Here is a 16,224-nt window from a genome sequence, read left to right on the forward strand (position 1 = left end):
TGGGGATCAGGGCGCCCGGCCGTTCGTCTCCAGGTTCGGCGCCTTCGACCGGAGCCTCGGCAGAAATCGACCCGTCCGCTCCATGTAGGTCCGGTAGGTCGCACCGAAGCCTCCTTCCGAGGCGAGAAGGTCCTCCTCCGCGACGGCCCGGCGCCACGCGACTCCGCAGGCCACGAGGAATAGGACCCCTAGAAGCCCGTTCAGCAGGAAGAGGGCGACGCCGACGCTCATCATGAGCAGGGCCGTGTACAGCGGGTGTCGGATCCACCGGTACGGGCCGGACGTGATGAGCTGATGGTCCGCGACGACCTCGATTTCGGGCCGGGTGAACCGTCCCAGCCGTCGCTGGGCGAGGATCGCGAGGCCCCCGCCTGCGAGCCAGACGACGATGCCGAGTCCTTGGGCGATCGAATCGAGGGGAAACCCGAACGTGAGCGGGCCGCCGTACACCCATCCGGGAATCAGGGCCTCCGCAAGCGGCGTGAGGAAAACGACAAACAGGATCGCCTCCCAGAGCGGCCCGGTGACGAACGACCGTGGGCGGAAACTCCGCACGATCCGATCGGCCCGCCGTGAGGACCTGGGAAAGAAGGCGATGGTCGACACGACGAAGAGGACGAAGAACACGGCGGAAACCAATCGCACGTCGTCCGGCGGAAGCGTGGCGAATCCCCCTTCGAGCTGGCTCCCTTCATCGCCGAACCAACGATAATCCTGAGGGACGGAGCCCCGCACCGACCGCCTTCGGCCCTGTTTTCTCCGCGCAATTCTTTATGGCCGCTCCTCGTTCTCCGCGCGCGTGTCCGCCCTCCGCTCACTTTCCTCGATTGCGCGCGAGGACCACGGAACGGAAGTCTCGCTCGCGGGCTGGGTCGAGGACGTGCGGAACCTCGGCGGGATCGCGTTCCTCATCGTGCGCCAGCGAGGCGGCACGTTCCAGGCGACGATCAAGAAGAAGTCGGGCGAGGACCTCTTCAACCGAGCGTCGAAGGTGGTCCGGGAGAGCGTCGTCGTGGCGCATGGGAAAGTCGCACCGAACCCCCAAGTCCGGAACGGGTGGGAACTCGTCGCGACGTCCCTCGACGTCCTCAGTCCCGCGGCGGCCCCGCTCCCCCTGCCGATCGCGGACAAGGTCGGCGCGGAGATGGACACCCGGTTCGACAACCGCGTGCTCGATCTGCGGAAGCCCGAGCGGCGCGCGATCTTCCGCATCCGCTCGATCGTGACGCGCGCCCTGCGAAGCTTCCTGGACGAACAGGGCTTCATCGAAGTGCAGACGCCGAAGCTCGCCGGCGCCGGCGCCGAGGGAGGCGCTACTCTCTTCCGGACAGACTACTTCGGACGGCCGGCGTACCTGAGCCAGAGCCCGCAGCTGTACAAGCAGATGCTGATGGCAAGCGGCCTCGACCGCGTGTACGAGATCGCGCCGGCCTTCCGCGCGGAGCCGTCGGACACGGTCCGCCACGTGACGGAGTTCACCTCGTTCGACGGCGAGGTCGCGTGGATCGACCGCCAGGAGGACGTCTTCCGGCTCCTCGAACGCGCGGTGGACCACGCAATTGACGTCGTCCGCAAGGAGGTGAAGCCGGAACTCGAGATGCTCCACGCGGATCCGAAGCGGCCCAAGCTCCCGATCCGGCGGGTCCCATACACGGAGGCCCTTGAGATCCTTCGCGGCCGGGGGAAGCGCGTCCGGGACGGCGACGACATCGATACGGAGGGCGAGAAGCTCCTGGGGCAGGCCCTCGCGGAGCAAGGCGCCGAGATGTTCTTCATCATGGAATACCCGAGCGCCATCAAGCCGTTCTACGTCATGACGAAGGAGGACGAGCCGGAGTACTCGCACTCCTTCGACCTCGAATACAAGGGCGACGAGATGGCCTCCGGCGGACAGCGCGAGCACCGTTACGAGGCGCTCGTCGCGCGCATGAAGGAGAAGGGGTTGAACCCGGACTCCTTCGAGTTCTACCTGAAAGCCTTCCGGTACGGGATGCCTCCTCACGGCGGATGGGGCTTCGGCCTCGACCGGTTCGTCCAGAAGCTGCTCGACCTCCCGAACATCCGCGAGGCGATCCTGTTCCCCCACGACCGGGGCCGGCTCGTGCCGTGATCCTATGCCGATAGCAGGCTAGGAAGACTTTTCTAGGCCGCTCGACGTTCCACCGCCGCGTCTTGGTGGGAGGTCGATGAAGGAGTTCAAAGTTTTCGTGGCGGACAAACCGGGAGAGCTCGCACGAGTGACGGAGGCCCTCGCCGGAGCCGCAGTGAACATCCGGGCGATCGCGAGCGAGTCGAAGCACGAGTCGTCGTTCCTGCGCGTCGTCACGGGCGACGTGCAGACGACGGAGAAGGCCCTGAACAGCGCGGGGATGAAGTACGAGCTGAACGACATCCTCAACCTCGAGCTGCTCGATCGACCCGGCGAACTCGCGAAGGTCGCGCGGCGCCTCGCGCGCGCCGGCATCAACGTCCACTCGATCTATATCCTCGGCTCGAAGAACGGGCGCACGGAGATTGCCCTCGTCGTGGACAGCCTCGATCGGGCGAAGACGGCGCTCAAGTAGGCGCGTCGCCCACCCCTTGGAAGGTACTAAATACACGACGGTCGTAGTTTGGGAGCCGAGCCCTCCAAGAAATGTTAATAGCTCGCACGATGTTGTCGGCTTGGCGTCAGACGCCTCCGTTCCCCCGGAGGTGAGGATGGGAAATGGCGAGTCGACCGCCGAAAACGCACGTTCACGCATCGGGTGAGAAGGCCCACGCTCCGCCCGCGTGGGGAACGGCCGCCCAACCGGGTGGGTTCCGCTCGGACGCTGTCATCGCGTTCCAAGTGCACGGTCTTCCCGTCCCCCAGGGTTCGAACCGGTCCTATGTCGTCAACGGCAAGCCCATCATCACCTCGGCGGCGAAGGGCCTCTCGTCGTGGCGACGTCTCGTCGCCGATGTGGCACAGCGGTTCGCCCCGACAGAGCCGTGGCAGGGCCCGGTCGCGATCGAACTGCATTTCGGCATCCCGAAGCCGAAATCCGCCCCGAAGAGGCGACGCGTCTGGCCGGACAAGCGTCCGGACCTGGACAAACTTTGCCGGGCAGTTTTCGACGCACTGACGTACGTCGTCTTCGCGGACGACAGCCAAGTCGTCGAGATCGCCGCGTCGAAAGACTACGGGCCGCCTGGCGTCGTCGTCGAAGTACGCAAGATTTTGGATGCGGAACTGCCGGCGCCGTGAGAAATCAGAATCCTCGCCCCCATGCTGACGTCCCGTGGGGAGGGGAGCGGTCATCGTCGGTTCGTCTTATCAATTTCGATAATTCGGACCTCCATCAGGCCAAGGCTTTTTCTACGGTCCCGCTATTCTGGGCGCACTCGGCGGGGGTTCCGTCGGGGTCTTCGAGGAGGGGACCGGAACGTCGAATCGACTCGTTGTACCGTGTGTGCTAGCGATCGGACTGCTGCTCCTGATGATCGCGCCGATGAGCTTCGGCGCGAGCGCGGACCGCGGCGGCACGAAGCCGTCGAGCTCGAACGCGCCTGAGTACGCCGTGATCCAGTTCGCGGACCCTTCGGTGTCCACGTACAACGGAGGCATTCCCGGCTACCTGAAGACGAAACCGGACACGGGCAAGCACCTGGACGCGAACGGCCCTGCGGCCAAGGCATATGCGAACTTCCTCGCGAACTCGCATGCGAACTTCCGCGCCTGGCTGCATTCCAATGTCGCGCAGGTCGAGGTCCTCGCGGAGTATTCGTACGTCCTGAACGGCATGGCGGTCCAGCTGAACGGCGTCGCCCCGGACACCCTGAAGGGCGGCCCCGGCGTGAGCGACGTCGTCGCGGATTGGCTGTACAAGCCCTCGATGGACGTCTCCGTCCCGCTGATCCACGCCCCGTCGGTCTGGGCGGACCTCGGCGTCGACCTCTCCGGGACGCCGGATTACGGCGATCTCGCGGCAATCAAGGTCGGCGTGGTCGACACGGGCATCCTCGACACGCATCCGTTCATCTCGAGCTGTCGCGCGAGCAACCCCGTCGTACACCGAGGGCTCTTCTTCAGCGGCCTTCCGTTCGGGAATGCAATCGTGGCCGACCACGGGACGCACGTCGCCGGGACGATCGGCGGCTGCAAGATCGAAGGCCCTGTCAAGGTCGGAGACACGATGCTCGACCTTGCGCCCGCGGGGGCGAACACGATGGGCTTCCTGAGCGGCGTCGCGCCTGGCGTGACCCTGTACGACTACGACGTCTTCCCCGGGATGGGGGTCGGCTTCTACCAGAAGGGCGGGAGCGCCTTCAGCCATGACATCCTCGAGGCGGTCGAGCTGGCGGTCATCGACGGGATGGACGTCATCAACCTGAGCATCGGAGGCGGAGTCCAAGGTCCACACGACCTCCTCGCGGACGCCCTCAACGCAGCGGTCGACGCAGGCGTCGTGGCGGCGGTCGCGGCGGGCAACTCGGGATCCAGCACGATGACGATCGAGTCTCCCGGATCCGCGGCGAACGTGATCACGGCCAGCGCGAGCACGGACCCGCACTACATGGGCATCGCCGTGACTCTGGGCGGCTCGACGATCGGCGCGGCGCTCGGCCAGTTCAAGAACTACGATCCAGCGATCACCGCGGACCTCGCGAATGCGACGCCGGCACTGGGCTGCACCGCCATCACGAACGACGTGAGCGGCAAGATCGCGGTCATCGATCGCGGCACGTGCACGTTCGGCACGAAGATCCAGAACGCACAGGACGCGGGAGCGGTGGGCGCGCTGATCATCAACAACGTCGCTGGAGATCCGACCGCAATGGGGGCCGATGGGATCCACAACCCGACGATCCCGGCGGCAATGGTCTCCAACCCGGACGGCACGACCCTCAAGGCGAACGACGGAGCGGAGGTCACCGTGGACGGCACGACGATCGTCGAGGTCGTCACGTCAAACGCGGACTACCTCGCGGGCTTCTCGAGCCGCGGACCGACGCCGTACACGTACTTGATCAAACCGGACATCACCGCACCTGGCGTCAACGTGCTCTCGAGCGTCTTCAACGCGGAATACGAACCGGAGTACGCATTCTTCTCCGGAACCTCGATGGCGACGCCGCACACGACGGGTTCTGCGGCGCTCCTTTTGGCGGCTCACCCCGGCTGGTCGCCTCAGCAGGTGAAGTCGGCGCTCGTGAACACCGCCGATCGCCCGGTGAAGAATTCGGCTCTGCCCGGCAATCCGCTGTCGAGTCCGCTCTCGCGCGGAGGAGGCCGGATCAACGTCGCCTCCGCGGATGCTACGCCTGCGACTCTGTCGCCCGCCTCCGTGAGCTTCGGCGTGTCGACCGGCGGCAAACCCGTGAACGGCGCGATGGCCGTCGTCTTCCGCGACGAGACCGGCAGCGGGCTGACGTGCTCCCTGAGTGTAACGCAGGTCCAGTCCGGGACGATGTGGGTCTCCGTGAGCCCCGCAAGTCTGAGCGTCCCCGCGGGCGGCATGGCATCGGCCACGGTCACGCTGAGCGGCGGCCAGACGATTCCGTCCGGCTTCTTCTACGGGGACGTCGTCGCGGTGTGCGGCGGCACGACCTTACGCGCGCCGTGGTTCGTCGGGGTGCAGCGGTCGAACGGAGGCCTGAACGGGAGCCTCAACAGCGGGCTTTCGGGAGACGACGCGACCCCGGCTGAGCTCGTCGCGCAGATGACCGGCACGAAGCCGTACCTCTAGGGAACGTCGAACGGCGGTCCCTCCGGGGGCCGCCCCTTTCCTTTCTCCGTCATCCCGACGTGAAGCGCTACAGCGGCGAGACCGGCGGTTCCTGCGGGGCCTCTTCCTCCGGAGACTCGGTCGGCCCCGCCTCTGGCTCATCGGTCGTGTCCTGCGGTTGATCGACGGGTTCCGACTCCCCGGAAGCGACGGCCTGGGCTTCCTCCTCTTCCTCGTCCTTCCGCCGCTTCCACAGGAAGAACAGCAGGAGGCCGACCGCGGCGGCCACGATGACGGCGATCAGCCACCACGGGAACGAGCCGGGGACGAAGGAGAAGCTGACGCTCACTTCCTGCATGTTCCCGGCCCGGTCGTATGCCCGCACGGTGACGGTGTGGGAGCCGGCCGCGAGGTCGCCGAACGCCGCGGACGGGGTGGCGCCCGTACTCTGGAACGCCCCGCCGTCCACACTCACCTCGTAGCGGTCGATCCCGGACAACGCGTCGGACGCGTCCCACGTGACGGTCGCGGAGCCCTCGGTCGTGGCCCCGGACGACGGGGACGTGATCGTGAGCGACGGCGCGGTCGAGTCGATCGTCATCGACGCGTCGGGCGTCGAAGGCGGCGCCTCGTGATTATCCGCGCGGTCCACCGCGATCGTGTAGAATTCGTAGTAGCCGTCTCCGGCCGCGAGCGTCACATCGAAGGGAATCGAACGCGTGATCCATTGGCCATTCTGGTTCGCCGTTGTGTTGTAGAGCGTGAAGTTCCCGGACGTGCCGAGCCGGTACCAGAGTTCCGCGTACGCGACGCCGCTTGCGTTCGCGTTGTCTTGCGCGGTGTAGGGGATCGTTGCCGGCACAGCGTTCGTCAGCGCCGGCAGGCTCGACACGCTCGATGTGGGCGGAGTGTACTCCGCGCCTGTCAAGACGATGTCGTCGACGTAGGCGCCCTCGAAGCCGTGGTTCGCGCTGTCGCTGTGGAATCGGAGAATCAGCCGTTCGACGTTCGTCGGCACCGAGACGGAGGCCAAGACGAACCGGTTGCCCGTGCCGCCCGTGTTGTTGAAGATCGCGAACTGCGTGCCGCCCGCCTCGTACCACGCCTGAATCCAGTCGCCGCCGCCGCTCTCCGTGTGCGAGTAGTAGTAGAAGGACAAGGTCAGGCTCACGAACCCGTTCGCGCTCAGGTTGACGACCAGGTCCGCCTGCATCTCGTCGTCGTACAGGTGGACGTCCGAGTTGTTCTGGCCTCCGATCGACTGCGTCCCGACCTGCGCGCACCACGCGCTGTAGTTGCCGCCGTTGACGCGGTAGTCCGAGATCCCCCAGTAGTCGAGGCCGCCGAGCGGGTTCGTGTCGCGGACCTCCCAGGCCGAAGGGATCTGCCCGCTCTCAAAGTCCTCGCTGAAGACGACGGCCGTGCCCGCGGAGACGCGCGGTGGCACGGTGATCAGGGCAAAGCCGGCGAAGAGCAGGATTGTCATCGCGATCGCCAGCGGTCGGAACCGACGGGAGCGGTCCATGGTGGGCCTCGAGGGACCGTTTCATCGTTCCCTATCTAAAGGCGTTATGGACCCGGTATCACGGCTGATTCCGACGGTGTGGGTGAAGCGGGTCGCGAATCGGCTGCGTTTCAGCACTCATAGGGGTCGTCACGACAGACGTCGGCTGACCTCGGATCATCACGAACGCGGGCGCGCCATCGCGGTGGTCCTAGAAAATCGTTATCGAATCACCATCGTGGATGCGGAGCCCGTCCGAAGGTCACTCTCCACGAGTGGCGGTTCGGCGTCCCGCCGACACGACGACCGCGGTTGGATTTCGATTATGTTTCACGGAGTAGAATTTCGTGGCAAGTTTCTTAACGTGATAACAGTCTCGGACCCGCGCCATGGAGGTTCCTCCCGGTCGAGTGGAACGAATCGCCGATGGGGGACCCGAGGCGATCCGGTCGATCCTCGCGGAGCTCCGGGCGATGAAGTTCAACGGACTCCTCAAGACGTCCGTCTTCCGAGGCGATGTGCCCTCCCAAGGGGTGCTCGTGCTCCGGGACGGCGACGGCGTCCTCGCGGAGCATCGATCGAACGTGGACCTCGCCGGCCGACCGGCGGTGCCGGAGATCCTCAAGGACGCGACCGGCTCGGGGGCCCAACTCGAGGTCCGCACGTACGACTACGGCCACTCCTCGATCAGCATCGAGCAGCTGCAACGAAGCTACCCTGACGCAGCCGTGGACGGCCTCGGAGATGCGGACGCCCTCCTCGCGCAGGTCGGCGCCCAGGGAGCCGCGGAACGCGAGGCGTACGCTCGGGACCTCGGCGCCCGCCGGGACCAGGAGAAGCAACTCATCGAGCGCGAGGAGGAGTTGTACCGCCGGAAGTGGGAGCTGGAGCAGGAGTACCAGCGGAGCGGGGCGGTGCAGCGGGAACTCGACGCCTTGCGCTCCGAGCTGGCGGCGGTCAAAGAGGCGAGCGGGATGATCATGCAGCGGCTCGAAGCGCGCCGCGCCTCGGAGACGGTCGAGGTGGAGTCGCAGAAGAAGCTCCTGGCGATGGAATCGAACCGGGCGAAGGCCGAGCTCGACGCCCTGCGGAAGGGCCTGTCGGATCGGGAGTCACGGACCGCGTCCCGGGAACGCGAGCTCGCGGCGAGGGAGGCCGCCCTCCGGGATCGCGAGGCCGCGCTCGATTCGCGCGACGGATCATTCGATCGCGAACGGAAGCAGGTGAACGAGCTGTACGGCAGCCTGCAAGCGGAGACCCAGAAAATCGGGGAGGCCCGCAAGACGTTCGACGCGCGCCTGTCGGAGGCGGAGCGACGGGAGCGGGAACTGAACCTCCGGGAGCAGTCGTCGCGCGAATGGGAGGAGAAGCTCCGCGGTCACGACGCGTCCCTCGCCGAGCGCGAGGCCGCAGGGGTCGAACGGGAGAAGGCGCTCGCGAACCGGCTCAAAGACCTGGAAGGCCGCGAGTCGAATCTGCGCGCGCAGGCGGCGAAACTCGAGAAGCGGGCGGAGGCGCTCGAGGCCGAAGACACCAGCCTCGACGGCCGCCGGGACGAGCTCGCGCGAGCGACGAAGCGGATGCAGGCGGTCGCGAAGGACCTCGCCGCGAAGGATCGGAACGTCGCCACGGAAGAACGGGAGGCGCGCGGGCGGCAGGTGGACATGCGACGCCGACAGCGGGAACTCGCGGCGCACGAGAAAGAACTCGAGCGGCGCGAACGGCAGATCGCTCAGGTCGAAGAGGACCTCTCGGCAAGCCGCGACCGGCTCAAGGAGCAGGCCCTGAAGTTGCTTCGATCCGAGCGCGCGGCGCAGGAGCGGTTACGATCCATCGACTCCGTCGAGCGAGATCTCTCGAAACGGGACGCCGCCGTGAAACGACGGGAAGCGGCCCTCGTGAAAGGCGAGCGATCGTCGGAGACCGCGGCGGCGAAGCTGGCGGAGCGCGCGGACGCCCTCGAAGTCGCCGAGGAGGATCTCCGATCCCGGCGTGCGGCGATCGAGGAGGAGGCGAACGCGAAGCGTTCCGAGCTCGAGCGACGCGAGCGAGACATCACGGCGAAGGAGCGCGCCCTCGCGGCAGAAGCCGACTCCCAGGAATCGCTCAAGGCCACGCTCGAAGAGCAGGAGACGGCATTCCTATCGGACTTGCAGGACATCGAAGCGCGGAAAGCCGCGCTGGAAGAGGCCGAGGCCGAGATCGCCCAGGAGAAGGGGAAGCTCGCGAAGCGGGATGCAGCCGTCGCGAGGCGCGAGGCGAAGGCGAAGGAGGATCAACGTCGAAGGGAAGCGACGATCGACGCGCGCGAGGCTGAGGTCGAGGAGGTGTCGGCGGCCATACAGGCGAGCGAGCAGACGCTGAAGCGAGGGGCCGCCGAACTGGACGACCGGGAAGCGGAACTCCGGGAGCGGGAAGGACGCCTCGTCGCCGAGGCGAAACGCCGCGAGGCGGCCGTGGCGACGCAGCGCAAAGCCCTCGAGGACCGCGCGGCGAAGCTCGCCGAGCAACGGGATCGGCTCAGCGCGGAGCGGACGGCCGTGACTCGAGCTCGCGAGGAATTCAAGGCCCGCGAGTCGAAGGTGAAGGAGCGCGAGGCGCGCGCGGTGAAGGCCGAGGCGGAACTCGAACGACGCAAGCGGGAGATCTCCCGAATCAAGGAAGGGCTGAGGCGCATCCGGTAGGACGGGGGTCTGCATGGGCGGCATCGTCACTCTCACGACGGATTTCGGACTCGGCGAGTACGTCGCGGCAATGAAGGGGGCGATCCTCTCCGTCGACCCCGACCTGACGATCGTGGACTTGGATCACGACGTGAGGCCGCACGACATCCGTCACGGCGCGTACGTCCTGTACTCGGCGGTGCCATACTACCCGTTCGCGTCCCACGTGGGCGTCGTCGACCCCGGCGTCGGGACGAAACGTCGGGGGATCGTGTGCGTCTGCGAAGGCGCATACCTGGTCGGCCCAGACAACGGGCTCTTCCTCCCCGCGGCCCGCCGCCTCGGGCTGAAGGAGGTCCGCGAACTCACGAACCGAAGGCTCGGACGCCCCGAGCTCTCGGACACCTTCCACGGGCGCGACCTGTTCGCGCCGGCCGCCGCGCACCTCATGACGGGCACGAAGGTGAAGGACGTCGGACCCGTCATCCACGACTTCCTCGACCTGGACTTCGGGGAGCCGAGGAAGCAACGAGGTGGATTCGAGGGCGTCGTGATCACGTACGACCGGTTCGGCAATGTCGTGACGAACATCCCGCGAACGCTCGCAGAGAAGGCGTGGTCGTTCGGGGATTCGCTCCACGTGACGGTCGGTGGCTATGAAATGACCATCCCGTTCGTCCGCACGTACGCGCTCGTGGCGCCGGGGGACTTCCTCGTGACCCTGTCATCGAGCGGCTTCGTCGAGATCTCGATGCGAGAGACGAATGCGGCCCGCCAGCTCGAAGCGACGCCGGGCATGCCGGTCGCCTTCTCGAAGTCGAAATCATAGGATCCGCAAACCGATGTGTCGGGAACCGGCGGCTCGCAACGCGGGCGTCGAGCCCTAGCCAGTGAGCGTACCTCTCGCGATGAGCGCCGTGCGCTCGCCCGGGCATAAGGCATCGGCCCGGATGCCAGCCATGCGCTCGACGGGGCGGGCGCAGGGAACGGCGGGGGGATCGCACTCACGCCAGGGAGCGGGAGCGGATAGCCGCACGACGAACAGAATCGGTGGTCAGGAGGATTCGGAGATCCGCAACGAGGGCAGCAGGTAGGTCCGCTCAATCGAATCCCCGCCGACGAAGAAGGCTCCCTCGGTGGAAATACGTTCGGGCCCCGGCGTTTCGCAGGCGATCAAGGGCGCCGCCGGAAGCCAAGCCAGGGTCCGCGGGAGCAGCGCACCAAAGGCATATCTAGACACCGTCCGTTCCGCGCGGCGGAATGGATGCGCGCCGAATCTTGCTCGTGATCTTCGACGGCCTCGGCGACCGCCCACTGGTGGAGCTCGGACACAAGACGCCGCTCGAGGCCGCGCGCAAGCCGAACCTCGATTGGTTCGCGGCGAACGGGGTGAACGGGCTCGTAGACCCGATCGCGCCCGGCGTCCCTGCCGGGAGCGACACGAGCCACCTCGCCCTCTTCGGCTACGATCCGCGCACGGTGTACACCGGCCGTGGCCCGTTCGAAGCCGCCGGCGTGGGGATCGATTTGAAGGCGGGAGACATCGCGTTCCGCGGAAACTTCGCGACGGTCGACGAGAAGATGCGGGTCGCGAATCGGCGCGCGGGGCGAATTCACGAGGGAACGGCCGAGCTCGCCGAGGCAATCGACGGCATGAAACTCGGAAGGATCAAGGTGATGTTCCGCGCGGGCACGGAGCATCGCGCCGCCCTCGTGCTCCGAGGCCGCGGGCTCTCGCCGAAAGTCACGGACACGGATCCGCACGAACTCGGTCAGGAAATCCGGAAGGCCGAGGCGCTCGAGCCCGCCGCGAAGCCCACGGCCAAGGCGGTGAACGCCTTCACGAAGCAGGCACACAAGATCCTGAAAGACCATCCGGTGAATCGCGCCCGGGTCAAAGACGGCGAGCTGCCCGCGAATGCGATCGTCCTCCGCGGCGCCGGCGTCTACCCGGATCTCCCGCCGATCACGGAGCGATTCCACGTCAAGGCCGCCGGCGTCGCGGGCGTCTCCCTCATCCGAGGCATCTTCCGCGCCGTCGGGATCGACATGATCGAGGTCAAAGGGGCGACGGGCGGACTCGACACGGACATGATCGCGAAGGCGGACGCCGCGCTTGCGGCGCTCGACTCGAACGACCTCGTTGTCCTGCACGTGAAGGCGCCGGACCTCTGCGGCCACGACGGACACGCGTCCGAGAAGATCCACGTGATCGAGCGGCTCGATGCGATGATGGGCCAGCTGAAGCCGAACCTCCCCGCGGACGTCGTCGTCGCGATGACCGCCGACCACTCGACCCCCGTCGCGATCAAGGACCACTCGGGCGACCCGGTGCCCCTCACTTTGTTCGGCGAGGGCGTGCGCGTGGACGCCGTCCTCGCGTTCGACGAGCGAAGCGCCGCCCAGGGCGCCCTCGGGCGCATCTGCGGCCAGGACGTCATGAATCTCCTCATCGACCTCGCCGGCCGCGCGGAGAAGTTCGGCGCCTGAGCGGGCCCATCAAAGCCTATATACCTTGAGGAGTTTGCGGCCGAGAAGTCGGAGGAGGAGGCGATCGGATGGCCCAGGTGGACCTCAGTTGGGTGATCCCCCTCGCGGTCCTTGCGGGCCTCGGCTTCGCAGCGTTGCTCACGCGGGATGTCCTGCGGCGAGACACGGGATCCGATGCGATGCGAGAAATCGCCGAGGCGATTCAGCAGGGTGCCCGGGCGTTCCTCCGCCGGCAATACAAGACGATCGCACTCATCGCTGCGACCCTCGCCGTCCTCTTTGCGGTAGCCCTCGGACTCCAGCGCGGATACGTCGCGGGCCTCGAGACGGCGGGGGCCTTCGCCCTCGGCGCGACGTTCTCCGCCCTCTCCGGCTACATCGGGATGCACATCGCGATCCGATCGAACATCCGGTCGGCCGCCGGGTCGCTGAAGTCCTTCAATGACGCCCTCGTTACCGCACTCCGCGGCGGCGCGGTCTCTGGCGTTTCGATTGTGAGCCTCTCACTCGCCGGCGTTGCGATTTTGTACTACGGCTATGGCGCCCTTGGTCCCCTGGCCAATCCGACGACGTACACCGCTTGCATCAACACGGGCCTGTTCACCGCCGCTCAGTGCACCGCGCAGGCGATGGAAGACAGCCTCGTCCTCTCGATCGTGGGCTTCGGCTTCGGGGCGAGCCTCGTCGCATTGTTTGCCCAGCTCGGAGGCGGCATCTATACGAAGGCCGCGGACGTCGGCGCGGACCTTGTCGGGAAGGTCGAGGCCGGCATTCCGGAAGACGATCCCCGAAATCCGGCGGTCATCGCGGATCTCGTGGGCGACAACGTGGGAGATTGCGCCGGCCGCGGCGCGGACCTGTTCGAGTCCACCGCGGCCGAGAACATCGGAGCGATGGTCCTGGGCGTCGTCCTATTCCAGTATTTCGGCGTGGCGGGAGTGATCTTCCCGCTTGTCGCTCGTGGGTTCGGCGTGATCGCGAGCATCGCCGGCGTGCTTGTCGTCCGAGCAGGGGAGGAAGAAGCGCCGATGACCGCATTGAACCGAGGATACATCGTCGCCTCAGTCCTGGCGGCAATTCTCTTCGGCGTGGCGGCGTGGGCGATGTTGAATCCCACCCTTCCGACGGCGACCGGCGGCTTGACGTGGGCCTACTACTGGCTATGCGGCATCACGGGCATGCTCACGGCGGTCATCTACGTTTGGGTCACGCAATACTATACGGAAGCCCGCTACCGGCCGGTGAGAGAGATCGCCTCGGCGTCGGAGACAGGTCCTGCGACGAACATCATCTCGGGCTTTTCCGTCGGCCTCGAAGCGACGGCGATTCCCGCCGTGGTGGTGTCGATCGCGATTCTGGCCTCGTACTGGCTGGGCGAATCGACGGGCATCCGGGGGGGCGGGATCTATGGAACCGCGATCGCGACGATGGGCATGCTCGCGACGGCCGCGTATATCCTGGCGATGGATACGTTCGGGCCCATCGTCGATAACGGGGCGGGAATCATCGAGATGTCTGGAATGTCGGAGAGCGCCCGCAGGAACATGGACAAGCTCGATGCGGCGGGCAACACGACGAAAGCGCTTACGAAAGGCTACGCGGTCGGAAGCGCGGCCCTGGCGGCGTTCCTGTTGTTCAATGCCTTCCTGACGGAGGCAAGGGTGAGTGCGGTCGACCTCGCCCATCCGGAGACCTTCATCGGCGCCTTTCTGGGCGGCGCACTCGTCTTCTTATTCAGTGCGTACGCGATCCGCGCGGTCGGACGGGCCGCGTGGGCGATCATCAAGGACGTGCGCGATCAATTCCATGAGGACTCGGGCATCATGTCCGGCACGTCGAAGCCGGACTACGCGCGGTCCGTCGACATCGCGACCCGGAGCGCCTTGCGGGAGATGGTCATTCCCGGCCTACTCGCGGTCGGCACGCCCATCGCGGTGGGGTTCTTCTTCCGGTTCGTACGCATCACGCCGGGGCTCCTTGCGGGGGAACCGCTTGGCGGCACCCTGATGGTCGGCACAATCGCGGGCGTGCTCATGGCCCTAGCCCTTAACACCGGCGGCGGCGCCTGGGACAATGCGAAGAAGTTCATCGAAGCGGGGAATCTCGGCGGGAAAGGGAGCGCGACGCACAAGGCTGCCGTCGTCGGAGACACCGTTGGCGATCCGTTTAAGGACACCGCGGGCCCGTCGTTGCACATCCTCGTCAAGCTCCTCTCGACGATCACGTTGGTCATCGCGCCTCTCCTGATCTAGCGGGAGGACGTGACGCCGCAAAGGCCTAAATAGAAGGACCCTCTTCGCACGGGAAGCCGGTTTTCATGTATCAACGGGTCCAGCGGGAGGACACGGTCCGGATCCCGCCGGAACGCCTCGGCGAGGACATCGACACGGTCTCCCGGGAACTCACGCGGACGACCCTGGAGGGGAAGATCGGCGCCGACAAGACCCTCACCCTCGTCGCGAGCAACATCGAACGCGTCGGCGAGGGCCGCATCGTCCACGGGGACGGCGCGGTGTACCAGCGGGTGCGGTACGACGCACTCGTCTTCGCCCCGGCGCTCCAAGAGATCGTCGAGGGCACGGTCGTCGAGATCCTGAAGTTCGGCGCCTTCATCCGGTTCGGTCCGCTCGATGGGCTCCTGCACATCTCGCAGGTCATGGACGACCGCGTGGACGTCGACGAGGAGGGCCAGCGTCTGATCGGCAAGGACACCAAGCGAGATCTGCGGATCGGCGACAAGGTCCGCACGCGGATCGTCGCCGTCTCCCTGAACGAGCGCGCGCCGCGCGAGTCGAAGATCGGCCTGACGATGCGGCAGCCCGCGCTGGGCAAGCTCGACTGGATCGAGGAAGACCGAGCGCGAGCGGAAGGGCGGGCGCGGAAGAAGAGGGGCTGAGCGATGGTCGTCAAAATCCCGAAGGCATGCAAGAACTGCGGCCACGTGACCGACGAGGACAAGTGCCCGCTGTGCGGCGGCGATACGTCGAAGGACTGGCAGGGCTACGTGATTATCGTCGACCATCCCCGGTCCGAGATCGCGAAGAAGATGGGCATCCATGTCAACGGGAAGTTCGCCCTCCGCGTTCGATGAATTCGCGCACGTGACGATGCGGCTCCCCGATTCCCTCCGAGACTTCCTCCGATGGCCGATGGGCCCGCTCGTCCACGGCCCGGACATCCTGCCGACGATCGGCCGGGCGTCGCCCGTCGTCACGGTCGGAGATTTCTGCACGCTCGACCTCGTCGCCCGCGGCCGCACGCCCGATGTGTGCGTCGTCGACTTCAAGACGAAGCGCCAGGAAGACCCGGAGCTGCGGGAGGCGCTGCAGCGGATCGGCGACCGCGCGTTGCGCGTCGTCAACCCCGCGGCGACGATCACGCCGGAGGCGTGGACCGTCCTGTCCGAAGCCTTTAAGTCGAAGGAGCGGGTACGCGTCGAAGTCCGGGGCGAAGAGGACCTCCTCAGCCTCGTCTGCCTCGCCCTCGCGCCCGACTCGGCCGCCGTCCTGTACGGCATGCCGTCCCAGGGCGTCGTCGTCGTTCGGGCGGACTCGACGGCGAAGGCGAAGGTCCTCGACATCTTGCGACGGATGGAACGGTAGCGATGGAACTCCAAGTCCTCACGAAGAAGGACAACCCGCACCTGAAGCGGGTCGAGGTGACGTTCAAGGCGATCCACAAGGCCGAGCCGACACCGACGCGGGACGCGCTCCGCGCGTTCCTCGCGCGGGAGCTGAAGGCGACGAAGGACATCGTCGTGATCGACTCCCAAGCGTCGTCGTTCGGCCGGTACGAGACGCACGGATACGCGAAAGTCTACAAGTCGAAGGAGGAGGCGCTCTCCGTCGAGCGGAAGCACATCCTCGTCCGGAACAAG

At 66.6% G+C, this 16,224-nt stretch carries 14 protein-coding genes; 12 read left to right on the plus strand and 2 right to left on the minus strand.

All coding sequences use genetic code 11. The features are described from left to right. Nucleotides 1-6: 6 nt before the first annotated feature. Nucleotides 7-735 carry an isoprenylcysteine carboxylmethyltransferase family protein gene (locus tag VF992_08670; protein ID HEX9341223.1) on the minus strand — a complete coding sequence of 243 codons (729 nt, stop codon included), beginning with the start codon at nt 733-735 and terminating at the stop codon, nt 7-9. Nucleotides 736-799: 64 nt separating this feature from the next. On the opposite strand from VF992_08670, the gene aspS reads away from it, so the two are divergent. The 4 genes from aspS to VF992_08690 all read left to right on the plus strand — a co-directional run bounded on the left by aspS (nt 800) and on the right by VF992_08690 (nt 5,711). Further along, nucleotides 800-2,110: an aspartate--tRNA(Asn) ligase gene (aspS, locus tag VF992_08675; GenBank protein ID HEX9341224.1), complete on the plus strand. Its 1,311-nt coding sequence runs from the start codon at nt 800-802 to the stop codon at nt 2,108-2,110. A 76-nt stretch (nt 2,111-2,186) separates the two neighbouring features. After that, nucleotides 2,187-2,564, plus strand: coding sequence for an ACT domain-containing protein (locus tag VF992_08680; GenBank protein HEX9341225.1), 378 nt, complete (start codon nt 2,187-2,189; stop codon nt 2,562-2,564). 143 nt (nt 2,565-2,707) lie between these two features. Further along, entirely contained in the window at nt 2,708-3,229 is a 522-nt protein-coding gene (locus tag VF992_08685; protein HEX9341226.1) for a RusA family crossover junction endodeoxyribonuclease, read from the plus strand. 205 nt (nt 3,230-3,434) lie between these two features. Then, on the plus strand, nt 3,435-5,711 hold the full coding sequence (locus tag VF992_08690) for a S8 family serine peptidase (GenBank protein HEX9341227.1): 2,277 nt from the start codon (nt 3,435-3,437) through the stop codon (nt 5,709-5,711). 67 nt (nt 5,712-5,778) lie between these two features. Here the strand turns inward: VF992_08690 and VF992_08695 are convergent, their stop codons facing one another. Continuing rightward, nucleotides 5,779-7,215 (minus strand): Ig-like domain-containing protein, encoded by a 1,437-nt coding sequence (locus tag VF992_08695; protein ID HEX9341228.1) that lies wholly within the window; start codon nt 7,213-7,215, stop codon nt 5,779-5,781. A gap of 368 nt (nt 7,216-7,583) precedes the next feature. Here VF992_08695 and VF992_08700 point away from each other — a divergent pair, with 368 nt between their 5' ends. The 8 genes from VF992_08700 to rps24e all read left to right on the plus strand — a co-directional run. Further along, complete coding sequence (locus tag VF992_08700; protein HEX9341229.1) at nt 7,584-9,878, plus strand: hypothetical protein; 2,295 nt, start codon at nt 7,584-7,586, stop codon at nt 9,876-9,878. A gap of 13 nt (nt 9,879-9,891) precedes the next feature. Continuing rightward, nucleotides 9,892-10,686 carry an S-adenosyl-l-methionine hydroxide adenosyltransferase family protein gene (locus VF992_08705; protein ID HEX9341230.1) on the plus strand — a complete coding sequence of 265 codons (795 nt, stop codon included), beginning with the start codon at nt 9,892-9,894 and terminating at the stop codon, nt 10,684-10,686. 431 nt (nt 10,687-11,117) lie between these two features. Next, nucleotides 11,118-12,347, plus strand: coding sequence for a 2,3-bisphosphoglycerate-independent phosphoglycerate mutase (locus VF992_08710; protein ID HEX9341231.1), 1,230 nt, complete (start codon nt 11,118-11,120; stop codon nt 12,345-12,347). Between the two features lie 68 nt (nt 12,348-12,415). Next, nucleotides 12,416-14,599, plus strand: coding sequence for a sodium-translocating pyrophosphatase (locus VF992_08715; protein HEX9341232.1), 2,184 nt, complete (start codon nt 12,416-12,418; stop codon nt 14,597-14,599). Nucleotides 14,600-14,664: 65 nt separating this feature from the next. After that, nucleotides 14,665-15,243 (plus strand): DNA-directed RNA polymerase, encoded by a 579-nt coding sequence (locus tag VF992_08720; GenBank protein HEX9341233.1) that lies wholly within the window; start codon nt 14,665-14,667, stop codon nt 15,241-15,243. 3 nt (nt 15,244-15,246) lie between these two features. Then, nucleotides 15,247-15,438, plus strand: coding sequence for a transcription elongation factor subunit Spt4 (gene spt4, locus VF992_08725; GenBank protein ID HEX9341234.1), 192 nt, complete (start codon nt 15,247-15,249; stop codon nt 15,436-15,438). Continuing rightward, nucleotides 15,404-15,949 carry a GTP-dependent dephospho-CoA kinase family protein gene (locus VF992_08730; GenBank protein HEX9341235.1) on the plus strand — a complete coding sequence of 182 codons (546 nt, stop codon included), beginning with the start codon at nt 15,404-15,406 and terminating at the stop codon, nt 15,947-15,949. Before spt4 ends, VF992_08730 begins: the two co-directional genes overlap by 35 nt. Nucleotides 15,950-15,951: 2 nt before the next feature. Next, nucleotides 15,952-16,224: 30S ribosomal protein S24e (gene rps24e / locus VF992_08735; protein HEX9341236.1), on the plus strand; the 273-nt coding region annotated here is incomplete at its 3' end.

This window comes from Thermoplasmata archaeon, assembly GCA_036395115.1.
Classification (GTDB): Archaea; Thermoplasmatota; Thermoplasmata; order RBG-16-68-12; family RBG-16-68-12; genus RBG-16-68-12.